The 12,419-nt window shown below is 68.4% G+C and carries 9 protein-coding genes and 3 tRNA genes; 2 read left to right on the plus strand and 10 right to left on the minus strand.

Annotated elements, in window-relative coordinates:
• Window positions 1-247: 247 nt before the first annotated feature.
• The 3 genes from BKH20_RS10315 to BKH20_RS10325 form a co-directional block, all read right to left on the minus strand.
• A tRNA-Arg gene (locus BKH20_RS10315) sits at window positions 248-323 on the minus strand.
• A 138-nt stretch (window positions 324-461) separates the two neighbouring features.
• Entirely contained in the window at window positions 462-1,787 is a 1,326-nt protein-coding gene (locus BKH20_RS14275) for a hypothetical protein (protein WP_256693138.1), read from the minus strand.
• A gap of 212 nt (window positions 1,788-1,999) precedes the next feature.
• Window positions 2,000-2,089: transfer RNA gene (locus BKH20_RS10325), tRNA-Ser, on the minus strand.
• A 251-nt stretch (window positions 2,090-2,340) separates the two neighbouring features.
• Here BKH20_RS10325 and BKH20_RS10330 point away from each other — a divergent pair.
• Window positions 2,341-3,051 (plus strand): DNA alkylation repair protein, encoded by a 711-nt coding sequence (locus tag BKH20_RS10330; protein ID WP_075390991.1) that lies wholly within the window; start codon window positions 2,341-2,343, stop codon window positions 3,049-3,051.
• Window positions 3,052-3,173: 122 nt separating this feature from the next.
• Here the strand turns inward: BKH20_RS10330 and BKH20_RS10335 are convergent, their stop codons facing one another.
• The gene (locus BKH20_RS10335) at window positions 3,174-4,157 is read right to left on the minus strand and encodes a helix-turn-helix transcriptional regulator (RefSeq protein ID WP_075390999.1); all 984 of its coding nucleotides are present in this window, start codon (window positions 4,155-4,157) and stop codon (window positions 3,174-3,176) included.
• 104 nt (window positions 4,158-4,261) lie between these two features.
• Here BKH20_RS10335 and BKH20_RS10340 point away from each other — a divergent pair, with 104 nt between their 5' ends.
• Window positions 4,262-4,648: a VOC family protein gene (locus tag BKH20_RS10340; protein ID WP_075390992.1), complete on the plus strand. Its 387-nt coding sequence runs from the start codon at window positions 4,262-4,264 to the stop codon at window positions 4,646-4,648.
• A 258-nt stretch (window positions 4,649-4,906) separates the two neighbouring features.
• On the opposite strand, the gene BKH20_RS10345 is transcribed toward BKH20_RS10340, so the two are convergent.
• The 6 genes from BKH20_RS10345 to serS all read right to left on the minus strand — a co-directional run.
• Complete coding sequence (locus BKH20_RS10345; protein WP_256693139.1) at window positions 4,907-6,319, minus strand: DHA2 family efflux MFS transporter permease subunit; 1,413 nt, start codon at window positions 6,317-6,319, stop codon at window positions 4,907-4,909.
• A gap of 292 nt (window positions 6,320-6,611) precedes the next feature.
• Window positions 6,612-6,697, minus strand: a tRNA-Ser gene (locus BKH20_RS10350).
• Between the two features lie 246 nt (window positions 6,698-6,943).
• Window positions 6,944-8,293, minus strand: a complete 1,350-nt coding sequence (locus tag BKH20_RS10355; RefSeq protein WP_075390994.1) for an AGE family epimerase/isomerase — start codon at window positions 8,291-8,293, stop codon at window positions 6,944-6,946.
• Window positions 8,294-8,438: 145 nt separating this feature from the next.
• Complete coding sequence (locus BKH20_RS10360) at window positions 8,439-10,097, minus strand: ABC transporter substrate-binding protein (RefSeq protein ID WP_075391000.1); 1,659 nt, start codon at window positions 10,095-10,097, stop codon at window positions 8,439-8,441.
• On the minus strand, window positions 10,097-11,236 hold the full coding sequence (locus BKH20_RS10365) for an HAD family hydrolase (protein ID WP_075390995.1): 1,140 nt from the start codon (window positions 11,234-11,236) through the stop codon (window positions 10,097-10,099). Before BKH20_RS10365 ends, BKH20_RS10360 begins: the two co-directional genes overlap by 1 nt.
• Window positions 11,237-11,247: 11 nt before the next feature.
• Window positions 11,248-12,419 (minus strand): serine--tRNA ligase (gene serS / locus BKH20_RS10370; protein WP_075390996.1); only part of this gene is annotated, 1,172 nt, incomplete at its 5' end.

The following is a 12,419-nucleotide window of genomic DNA, read 5'->3' on the forward strand; positions in this document are numbered from 1 at the left end:
CGTACCCGCACAGAGTGATCCTCCTCATGCTGTCGACGACGCACACATGCGCCATTACGATGGAACGACGCAGATTTTACCAGCCAGTCGTGACTGTTTTGAGACCTAGGGGCACCTACTCATGCTCCTTGACGAGCGAGATGCTATGGAGTCCCGATCATGGAGTAACTTAGACCACACTCACCTTTGAGCGGTCCGCACATTGGAAAACACCCCGGCTCCGACTGTTCAGCCGATGACGGGGTGTTGGTGCGCCCGAAGGGATTCGAACCCCCAACCTTCTGATCCGTAGTCAGATGCTCTATCCGTTGAGCTACAGGCGCATGTCGTTGCCGACGGGTAGAACACTACTCAGTGTCCACCCAGGGGACAAATCCTATCCCCGTGAGGATGGGCACAGGGCCGCAAGTCCCCGCCGACGACGGGGCTTGCGGCCCTGTGCGCGCTGTTGCCGCTGGGCACTATCCGACGCCGGCGCTCTCGTTGATGGCGAAGAGCGAGTAACCGAGCATGCCAAGCACGACGAAGAAGACGATGCCCAAAACGGCAGCGATGACCGCCCAGATGAGAGTGGCCCTGGCCCAGTTCCTCTTGCTGGCGGAGTGGCCGCTGCCGAAGGCGAGGATCAGCATGTAGATGAACCCGAACACCGGGATGCCGAACACCAGCAGGATCGTCAGCATCCAGCTGCCCACGGAGTCCGTGCTCTCGGAGTCCTCGGACCGCGCCGCTGCCAGCGCCCCGCCTCCTGTCGACCGCTCGAATGGTGAGCCCGCTGCTGTAGGAACCATGTCGGAGAAGGATGGGGCCTGCCCGGCTGCGGCGTCGGAGGAGGGGGCTGAGCCCCACTGGGGCGCCGAGCTCTGCGACGGGAAGGCTGAGGATGACGACGACGCGGACGGAGCGACCGCCTGAGTCGCAGCGGGGACGAAGGCCTCCGCGGCCTGCTCGGCCTCAGCGCGTGCGGTCGCCGTGGGGAAGACCGAGGACATGCCAACCTCGCCGTCCTGACGGCCCCCGCTGAAGGGGTGCGAGTGCGGGGCAGGCTGCTGGGCGAAGGACTGCTGGTCCTGCATGCCCGCCGGCTGGGCCTGCGGCTGCTGCCCCGGCCAGTGCGGGGTCTCCCAACTCGCCTCACCGCCTGCAGTCGCACCGGCGGCGGGGGCCGAGGAGGTGCCCGGAGCCGAGGGGATGCCGGGGGCGGACTGGACGAAGGGCGACGACGTGGCTGCGGCGCCGTCGGCGGCTGCCCCACCCCAGGCGGGCTGGGTCGGCGGGTTGTAGGGCGTCGGCTGGGCGGCCCCGCTCTGCTGGGTGTAGGGGGTGGCCTGGACGTAGGGGTCGACCGGCGCCGCACCAGGCTGACCGGCACCGAAGCCGCCGCTCCCGGCCGGGTCGGGCTGGCCGAACTGGGCCGGCGGGTTGTAGGGCGCCGGCTGGACGCCTCCACTCTGCTGGGTGTAGGGGGTGGCCTGGACGTAGGGGTCGGCCGGCGCCGCACCAGGCTGGGTGGCCGCCTGCGCGGCACCTGCGGAGAAGGTGCGCGTCTGCTCCTCAGGGGGCGGGCCGGCGGGCAGGTCGGGCTGCGCCGGACGCCACGCTCCGGCCTGGGCGGTGGGAACCGCACCAGGGACGGCGCCGGGGGCCTGCCCAGGGGCCTGCTGCTCGGCGCGCGCGGCGTCGAGCATGTCCTGGTTGATGAGGACGGTCCGGGCGTTGAACTCGTCGCCCTGATTGGGGCGGGGCGAGCCGGAGGTCGACGGCTGGGTTGCGTCGTGGTCAGACATGAGGTCCCTCTCAGTCGGGTACAGCGTCACGCTATCCCGGATCTGCACCGGAAGACACACAGGCACCCCGATCGGCCAGAGGCGAACGCGCCCCGACCGTAGGGCCGATTCGCGGGCCCTGCCAACCGTTGGGAAGTCTCCGGGGCCGCCGCAACGAGTGCTCCGACGACGACGAAACCCCGGCACGCTGCCGCGCACCGGGGCTCTCGCTGTGGCGGAGATGGGGAGATTCGAACTCCCGAGGGGCTTCCACCCCAACCTCCTTAGCAGGGAGGCGCACTAGGCCACTATGCGACATCTCCATTGCCTTCCCACGGCTTCGCCGCGGGACGCACGGGCAGCCTACCGGGAGGATGCCGCGTGAGCAAACCGCCGAAGGCGTGGTGCCGTCGCCTCGGCATGAGGCGCTGTGAGCGCTGGCTGCGCAGGTGTCCTGGGGCTCTCGTTCACGGCCTGGGGACGCGGATTTCCAGGCTCCGCGTGCCGGCACCGCCGGGTCCATAATGTTGATGAATGTCTGTGGAAGTACGTCGTGAGGCGAGGAGGGGCGAGGATGGCGGAGAGCGGGCAGACGGATGCGCGGATCACGGAGTTCATCACCGAGCTGCGTCAGGCCCTGGAGAAGACGGGCGACCCCGCCCGCGCCGAGCAGCAGCGGGCGTACCTGAAGTCCGAGATGGCGATGTACGGCGTCGGGGTCCCGGAAACGCGGCGCCTCGCGCAACGGATCGCCGCCGTCCATGGCGACCTGTGGACTGAGGCCGCCACCTGGGAGGCGGCGCTGCGGTGCCTGTGGGATGAGGCCACTCACCGCGAGGAGCGCAACGCGGCGCTGGCCGTCATCCGCGCCAAGCTGTCCGCGTCGCATGCTGGACGCATGGAGTCCCTGGCGCTCTACGAGCATTTTCTGCGCACGGGACAGTGGTGGGATCTGGTCGATGAGACCTCCCACGCCGTCGGGCTGGTGGTGCGTGAGCATCCGGCTGCGGCGGCCCGCATGCGCACGTGGGCCACCGACCCGGACATGTGGGTGCGGCGCAGCGCCATCCTCTGTCAGCTCCAGCACAAGGTCGACACGGACCTCGACCTGCTCACCAACGTCATCGAGGCCAACCAAGAGGATCCGGAGTTCTTCATCCGCAAGGCCATCGGCTGGGCGCTGCGCGACTACGCGCGCACGGACGGCGACTGGGTGCGCGCCTTCGTCCAGGCGCATCCGAACCTGTCCCCACTCAGCCGACGCGAGGCCCTCAAGCGCCTGTGAGGCCGGGGCCACGGCCTCCGACCGGGCATGCGACAGGACAAACTGACAGGGCCGCACAGTCCTCTGGCCGCTCCTCGCCGTCGTCAGGGCACGTGCGAGCGTGCTGCCTCAACCGCACGTCATCAGGTCCCACCGGCACGGTACCGCTCACGCATGAGGTCCACGTAGTCGAGGAGGTCCTGACGCAGGCGCTTGGGGGTGATGACGCATGCATCCGGACCGAGCCGAAGCAGAATCGTCATGGCATGCAAGTGGTCCATGAACTCCAGCTGGAGATAGGTCCATCCGTCATCTCCGGGAGGTTCGCCATCTGCATCGGTCGTCGTTGCGCGCAACGTCCACTCCTGCACATCGCTCCAACGCTCGTCCCGCACCCAGACAGTGGCTGTGATCGCCTCGAACCTATCGAGAAACTCCTCACGCTGCTTCTGCCATGCCGCAGTCATGTCGAAGCCGGAGTCGTCAGCACACTCCTCAGAGAGCACATCGGCCCCTTCGATCCGAGAGAGCCTGGTGAAGCGAACCTCAGCGCCGTGTGAGGCACACAGGTACCAGCTGCGACCAGCGGCAACTATTCCGTGCGGATCGACGACGTCCTGCGTCGTCGTCCTCGACTTGTGGCGGAAGACCATACGCAGTCGATGGCGCGTCAAGACCGCTTCCTGAACGGCATGGAAGACGGCGTCGGCCCGCTCGCTCTCGGGCAGGGGAAGCCATCCTTGAGGATCGACCACGACGCGCGAGGCAATGCCCATGGACCGGCTGCGATGGCTGTCGGGTACGGCGGCGAGCAGTTTGCGAGACGCGGAGGCGAGGGCGTCGCCAAGGCCCAGTGGCGCAGCACCCCAGCTGGTGAGACCGGCGAAAAGAGCCCGGCTCTCCTCACGGTTCAGTCCTGTCACGTCAATGCGAAAGCCGGGGTCGATTCTCACTCCCCCGTGAGGTCCCCGCTCGCACCATACCGGCACTCCCGCAGCCGACAGCGCCTCAACGTCCCGCAGCACGGTGCGCCGTGAGACCTCCAGCCGCTGCGCCAACTCCGAGGCGGACAGACGACCATGGGCACGCAGCAGCCAGATCATGGAAAGTAGGCGGTCGGCACGCACCAACTCATCCTCGCACATACGTGACACAAGGTGACACCAATGGTCTCTAACCTCATTGCCGTCCATCCGCCCCGTATCCCCGTGAGAGTCTTAGGAGCATCACCATGACGGCCTTTGTTCCCAACAGCGTCATCCTCTACGTCTCCGACGTCGAGGCGAGTACCACCTTCTACCGCCGGATTCTCGGTCATGAACCGATCAAGACCTATCCAGGATTCAGCGTCTTCGCATTGTCCGACGACGTTACTCTCGGACTACAGGCAGCCGATGAGATTGAACCCGCTGCTGAGCCATACGTAGGCGGGGTTGAACTGAGTCTGAGCGACGTCGAGCATGCCGACGTCGATCGTCTTCACGCGCAGTGGAAGACGCTGGGCATTCCGATGGTTCTGGAGCCAACCGTCCTCGAGTTCGGCTACACCTTCGTAGCGACCGACCCTGATGGGCACCGCCTGCGCGTGTGCGCCACCGATACCTCGAGCTTCGTCTGACTTGAGACTCTCGGCACCCCGCCCGTCACCTCCCCACAGGCACAGTCGACCATGTCCCGGCCGGCTACTCCACGAGCCTCGGGGGCTACTGGCCAGGGTTGTGCATACTGCACGAACCCCCGTACCTCGTGGAGTGCACCCAACCCTCCCAGTGGCACCCAACCCTTGTGCATTGCGCCCAGAGGACGCCGAGAGCCACGTGGGTGAGCGATCCCGAACACAAGTAAGCCCTCGGCAGCACTCTGACGTGAAACCGCCTCAGTCCATTGCCGACACCAGCGACCTCGGAACGAGCGAATACACAAAGAGTCCGACAAAAAACAGCAGCAATGGAACACTCAGCACCCACGCAACGGTCGACCTTGATAGCCCCAGCGGGTCGAACTCGGTAGGCGCGGCAGCGAGCACCTGTATCAAGAGCCCGACAACGGCTCCCCCTAGCACGGGACCGGCTTGGCGAAGGACGTTGAGGAGGGAGGACGCAGCACCGAACTCGTCACTCCTCAGTGCGGCCATACCTACTGTCGTCAGTGGCGCCATCAAGAAGCCATTTCCGATGCCGAAAACGATAGTCGCACCCAGGAACCACATCCAAGAAACCCCAGTAGTGGTAATCAGTATGCTCAGGGCGGTTCCTATCGCGGAGGCCCCGAAGCCGATCTGTAGGACGAGGCGGGCCTTCCCTTCATCAACCCAGCGGCCCGCAATAGGTGCTGTGACCACGGACGCAATCGACGCCGGCGCAAGAGCAACCCCCGCCCAGAACGCCGTTTGCCCCATCACGGACTGGATGTAGTTCGATACGAGAAACGTCAAGGCGAACACGCCAAGGGCGGCAAAAAGGCCGAACAAAGCGGCAACGAGGAACCGTGGATTCTCGCGAAGAGACTGTGGAAAAACTGCGTGCGCCGGATCCACACGGCGCTCATACCGGAAGAACGCAAACAGGCAGAACACAGCGAACGGCAGGCAAGCAATGGTCAGCGGGCCCCAGCCCGCATGGGGACCTTGCAGACATCCATAGAGAAGTGCCACAAGACCGATGCCCGCAAGAAAGGTGCCCATGAAATCAACCCTCACGGACCGGACCTCTTCGATCGAAAGACTTCGCAGACCCAGAACCACGACGAGAATCGCAATCGGAAGGTTGATGAGGAAGACCCAACGCCAGCTAAGACTATCAATCAATACTCCACCGACAAGGGGGCCGATGACGGACGCAGTTCCTGCAATTGATCCCCAGATGCCGACTGCGCGCCCACGGGTATTTTCAGGGAAGGTGACGCCGATGAGCGTGAGAGTCTGCGGCACCAGCATGCCGGCACCGAGTCCCTGAAGGAACCGGCTGGCGATCAAGACGAACGGAGAGGTCGCGACACCGCAGGCGAGGCTGGCAGTTGCCAAGATGATCGTCCCCAGGAGGAAGAGGCGTCGGTGCCCGAATCGGTCACCTAAACGACCTGACGGGATGATCGCCAGCGCGAGAACGAGACCGTAGCTGTTGACCGCCCAGAACACCTGGGTTGTGGACGCACTTAAGTCCCGTGTCAGCGAGGGAACTGCGAGGTTAATAATTGTCAGGTCAAGAAGAGCAATGAAGTACCCTCCGGCCAACGCGCACAGCCCGATCCACTGCCGAGCACTGACTGTTATGGCTAGGGAATCTTCCATCACATCTTCTCCTCGTTCGTCAATTCGGTATCGTGGAAGGTGCCTCTCTTGGCTATCACGGCATAGTCACCACACTAAGGCCGCGGCTGCCTCTCATCTCTCTCGGTATTGACATAGATGTCATTACTGAGATGTTGACCGCAGCGTCGGAACGATGCGGGACTGTCTCTTGAACTGAAGAATCATCAGGTTGCACTCGATGGCCGCCAGGCTCACCGGTGATGAGAACGCCGCCAAACTCACCTGACCCATGAAACCTTGATGAGTTTTCGTTGGTATTGCGGTGTGTGAGCGGAGAGGGAGGGATTCGAACCCCCGGTGCGCCAGGCGCACAGCGGTTTTCAAGACCGCCACATTCGGCCGCTCTGTCACCTCTCCAGGCCGCACCCACCGGGCGCGACAGGCACAGACCCTACCATCCCGGTGGGCCCGCGGTCACCGCCAGCCCACCAGTCCGAGCCACCGGTCGCCGACGGCGCGTTCGTACCTTATTCCTCGCGTTCGGGGGTTAAGGGTACGAACACACACCTTAAGGTACGAATACACACCTTAAGGTACGAACGCGCACCTCAAGGTACGAACGCGAGGCCCAGACCCAGCCCCTGCCCGCTTCCGCACCAGCCCCTAGGACCTGCCGAAGAACCCGCGCCGGTGTGGTTTGCTGGCGCGCGCCGGCAGCAGGGAGTTCGGCTCGTCGAGCCGCCCCTCGGCCAGGGCCTGCCCGATCGCCGGCCACACCGGCAGGCGCGCCATGAGGGTGGCCTGCAGGGCGTGGTAGATGTCCGGGTGCCCCGCCCAGGTGCGGGTCGAGGGCCGGTTGTCGCGGTCGAGCTCGTGGGTCCACACGCCCGGCTCCTCGATGAGGAACTCCTCGGCGTAGTCGATCCAGGCCCGGTAGCAGTGCTCATAGTGCTCGACGTCGATCTCCCCGCGACCGTCATCGAGCAGGGCCTGGCGGATGGCGGCCGAGGCCGAGATGCCCTCGCAGACCACCCAGTGCATGCGCTCGTGCACCACGGGCTTGCCGTCGAAGTCCGTGGTGTAGACGAAACCCGGGGCACCGTCGATGCGCCAGCCATCGGTGCGGGCCTGCTCGAAGATGTGCTCGGCAGCCTCCAGCATCCACTCCGGCGCACTCATGGAGCGGTTGATGAGCGCCCCGCGCAGCTGGACGGTCAGGCGCGCCCACTCCAGCCCATGGCCCGGCGTGACGCCGTAGGGCCGGAAGGGGTGGGCGGGCTCGTCGCGGTTGTAGTCCAGGCGCGGCTCCCAGGTGGTGGAGTAGTGCTCGGGCAGGCGCCAGCCGTGCTCACGGGCCTGGACGTTGACGGCGAAGTCGGTGATCTTCAGGGCCCGCTCCAGCCAACGCACCTCGCCGGTGACGTCGGCGGTGGCCAGGTAGGCCTCCACCGTGTGCATGGCGGCGTTGATGCCGCGGTAGTCCTCGGAGTCGGTGAAGTCGGCGGCGTAGGACTCCACCGGCATCTGCTGGCCCTCGTCCCACCAGTAGCGGTCCTGGACCTCCATGGCGTCGCGCAGCAGCTCATGGGCGCCGGGCCGGTCGGCGGCCGTCGCGGTGGCGGCGGCCAGGAGCACGAAGGCGTGCTGGTAGCACTCCTTGCGGGCGTCGCGGTCGACCGGGACGCCCCGCCCCTCGGCGTCGGGCTCGGCGCCGATCGCCGAGTACCAGCCGCCGTTGACCGAGTCGCGCAGGGGGCCGTTCAGGGCGCGTACGCCGTGGTCGGCGTAGCGGCGGCAGCCGGGGATCCCCATGAGCGCCCCCAGGGAGAAGGCGAAGGTCATGCGGCCGGTGATCCACAGCTCGACGGGATGGGCGGGGTCCACCTCACCGCCCTGACCGATCCACCCGAATCCAGAGGGCACCTGCGCGGCGCGCGCGTAGTGCAGCAGCGCATGCGTCTCGTAGGCCAGCCAACGCTTGTGCTCGGGGGCGCCGAACCATCCCAGTCCCATGAGTCCTCCTTGAATCGCTGGGGATCCAAGGCTATCGACCCGCCCGACGCGGATCAATGCTCCAGGCTGCCCGTGGGCGGCTCACTCCCACCCGACGGCGCCCCCCGCCCGAGGCCGGCTGCACCGCCCGGCCACCCCGCCCCGGCTACTTCTGCTTGGGCCAGGCCGCCTCGGCCTGCTTGAGCGCCTCCTTGGGGGTCGCCGTCCCGGTCGCCCACCGGCTCAGCCCGACCCACAGGGCGCTGCTGCCCACAGCCACCGGCATCGAGTCCGAGGCATCCATCTCCACGGTCGTCTGGCGTGACTGGAGCAGCCTGGTGGCGCGCCGGCCGACGTCGCTGGGCGCCAGGTCCGGGTCGACGCCCTGGTTGGCGGTCGCCACCCCGCCCAGCGCCATCCGCGTGCGGGCCCACTCCTGGGAGGTCAGGTACTCCATGACCGCGCTGACCACGTCCGAGCGGGTGAAGGCCACGAGGTAGTCGGTGCCCACCAGCACCGAGTCCGAGCCGCGGTCCTCCGCGGGGGTGACGAAGGCCGAGACCTTCGTTCCCGCCGTATCAGCCTTACCCGTCGCACTCGCCGTACTTGCCGAACTCGCCGCGCCCTTCGCCGACGCCGTCGCCCCGGCCGTCCCGCCGCCGGCGGTGGCGCTCGCGGTCGGGTGGGGGGCCTGGACCGTCACCGGGTTGGCGCCGTCGGCGTCGGTGATAACGGTGCCCTCGGGGAAGCGGCTCTCGAAGGAGGAGGAGGCGTGCAGCATGAGGCAGCTGCCCTTGACCAGGTCGGCCCCGGCCTGCACGGGGGTGCGGGAGATGACCGAGCCGCGCCCGCCGGCGACGTGCCCGTCGTCCAGGACCAGGGAGTTGACGGCACCGAGGGCCTCCACGGCATTCGGGGAGTCGACGGGAGACCGGTGCGAGGCCCAGGTCTCGTAGACGCCGGGCCCCTGGGTGGCCAGCAGGGCGTCCTCGAGCCAGTCGGTGAGCACCCAGCCAGTCGACTCCCCGTCTGCGGCGCCCACGCACCAGGGCGTCACGGAGCCGTCGGGGTGGTCGGAGCGGATCTTGTTGGTGAGGGCCTCCAAATCGGCCCACGTGTTGGGCACCTCGTAGCCGGCCTTGGCGAAAGCGTCCGGCGAGTACCACACGAGGGACTTCACCGAGGCCATGAGCGGGGCGCCGTAGGGCACGGAGGCGTGGATGCCGACCTGGATCCAGTGCCGGTCCCAGCCGGCCTCCACGTTGCTGTTGACCTTGTCGGGCAGCGGGTGGACGACGCCGGTGTCGACGAGCTCGGCCACCATGGCGGGCTGAGGCACGATGGCCAGGTCGGGCAGGTTCTCGGGGTTGTCCTGGCTCGACGGCGAGGCTCCCGAGCTGGTGGACAGGTTGGCTCCCGAGCCGTTGAGCAGCTGGGAGCGCAGCTCGGTGGTGCCGGTGTGCTCGATGTTGATGCCCGTGCAGCTCTCGAACTCGGCCACGGAGGCCTCGAAGCGCTCGGCCTCGGTGCCGGTCAGGCTGCTGGAGATGGTGACGGTGGCGCCCTTGTGGCCCTGGTAGGCCTGGTAGGCGGCACAGCCGGTGGCCGCGGCCGAGCCGGTCCCGCCGGCTGAGCAGGCGGCGGTGGCGGCGGCAGCCAGGGTCAGGGTGCTGGCCGCGGCCAGGAGGCGGCTGCCCCGGCGCAGCCGACGGCTTACGCGGCCCCGACCGGGGGCGCTCGCCCCACCGGACGGGCCGGAGGCGCGGGCCGCGTGCTCCTCAGGGATGGAGTTGTGCTGGGAGACAGGGAGGGGGGACTGTCGCATCACGGGTGCCTTACTCGTTCGATGAGGGCGTCCAGGACGGCCGCGCAGCCGTCCCGCCACACGGGCTCGGTCAGGATATCGCCGCGGTCGCGCACCCACTGCGGCGCGCTGCCCATGACGACGCCGGCTCCGGCCCACTCGATCATCTCGACGTCGTTGGAGCCGTCCCCGCCCGCCAGGACGTGGGCAGAGTCGGTGCCCAGGCGGGCGATGAGCGCCTCGAGGGCGGAGGCCTTGGTGACGCCCTCGGGGGCGACGTCGAGCCAGGCCGTCCAGCCGATGGCGTACTCCACCGAGTGCAGCCCGGAGTCGGCCACGATCTGGGAGAAGCGATCCACGGGCATGCCCGGGGCCCGCAGGACCACGCGGGTGACCGGCTGGGAGACGAGCTCGTCGAAGGTGACGACCCGCTGGTCCTCGATGAGCTCGCCGTCGGGGAAGAGCCGGGAGACCTTGAAGCCGGCGCCGGGGTCCTCCACGGCGAGGATCCCGTCGGGCACGGCGGCGTGAAGAGTCTCGATGGCGGTGCGCGGGTCGAAGGTGCGCGAGTCGACCACCTCGTAGCCGCCGGGGGCGTCCGGGTCGAGCCGCAGGGTCAGGGCGCCGTTGGCGCACACCATCCAGCCGGTGGACAGCCCCAGGTGGCGCACCACCGGCATGGCGGCGGCGATCCCGCGGCCGGTGGAGATGACCACGGGGACCTTGTGGGCGCGCAGGCGGGCGACGGAGGCCATGACCCGCTCCGAGACGCTCCCGTCCATGTCGAGGATGGTGCCGTCGACGTCGAGGGCGACGACGAGCCCGTGGCCGGGTGCGAGCCGGGTGCCGCCGTCGGCCTCCAGGGCGTCAAGGTCCCGCATCCGGTCCTGGACGAGGGCGTGGTACTCCTCGTGTCCCAGGGGCCGACGGCGCAGGGCGTGCTCGCCGGTGCCTGCGGCCTGTCCGGCGCCGTCCTCGAGGTGCCCGACGTACTCCGTGGAGCCGCCCAGGCGGGTCAGGGGCTGGCCGGCCGGGGCGATGCCGGTGGCGGAGTTGACGGCCGGACCGTTGCCGGTGGGCTCGGGATCGGCGGGGGCACTGACGGCGCCGGTGTCGGTCTCGCGTGCGGCACCCGGACTGGAGGCAGGCGTGGGGTTCACGGGGCCGGCCCTCAGGCGGTGGCGCCGACGGGCTCGATGACCTCCAGGCCGCCCAGGTAGGGGCGCAGGCCCTCAGGCACGCGCACCGAGCCGTCGGCCTGCTGGTGGTTCTCCAGGATGGCGACCATCCAGCGGGTGGTGGCCAGGGTCCCGTTGAGGGTGGCCACGGGGCTCGTGCCTCCCTCGCGGCGCTCGCGCACGGCCAGTCGGCGGGCCTGGTAGGTGGTGCAGTTGGAGGTGGAGGTGACCTCCATCCAGCGCTGCTGGGTGGGCAGCCAGGCCTCGCAGTCGAACTTGCGGGCGGCGGAGGAGCCCAGGTCTCCGGCGGCGGTGTCGATGACCCGGTAGGGCAGCTCGACCAGGGCCAGCATCTCCTCCTCCATGGCCAGGAGCCGGGCGTGCTCGGCCTCGGCGTCCTCGGGGCGGCAGTAGGAGAACATCTCCGCCTTGTTGAACTGGTGGACGCGGATGATGCCGCGGGTGTCCTTGCCGGCGGCCCCGGCCTCGCGCCGGTAGCAGGTGGACCAGCCCATGTAGCGCTTGGGCCCGGCGGACAGGTCGAGGATCTCGTCGGCGTGGTAGCCGGCCAGGGCCACCTCGGAGGTGCCGGTGAGGTAGAGGTCGTCGGCGGGCAGGTAGTAGATCTCGTCGCTGTGGGCGCCCAGGAAGCCGGTGCCGCCCATGACCTGCGGGGTGACGAGGGTGGGGGTGGTCATCGGGGTGAAGCCGTGGGCGACGGCGGCGTCCAGGGCGGCCGTCATGAGGGCCAGCTCCAGGCGCATGCCCCAGCCCTTGAGGTAGTAGAAGCGGGCGCCGGAGACCTTGGCGCCGCGGCGGGTGTCGATGATGTCCAGGCCCTCGCCGATCGCCAGGTGGTCGGCGGGCTCGAAGCCCTCGGCGGCGAAGTCGCGCGGCTCGCCGCCCTCGTGGCGCAGGACGACGTAGTCCTCCTCGCCGCCCGAGGGCGCCCCCTCGATGAGATTGGCGAACTGGCGGGCCAGGTCGTCGAGCTCGGCGGCGGCGGCCGAGGAGGCGGCCTCGGCGGCTTTGACCTGCTCAGCCAGCTCCTTGGCGCTGGCCAGGATCGCCGGGCGCTCCTCCGGGGAGGCCTTCCCCACGGACCGAGAGACCTGCTTCTGCTCGGCACGGAGGTTCTCGAAGGCGGCCAGCGCCTGACGGCGGG

Source organism: Actinomyces oris (assembly GCF_001937445.1).
GTDB lineage: Bacteria > Actinomycetota > Actinomycetes > Actinomycetales > Actinomycetaceae > Actinomyces > Actinomyces acetigenes.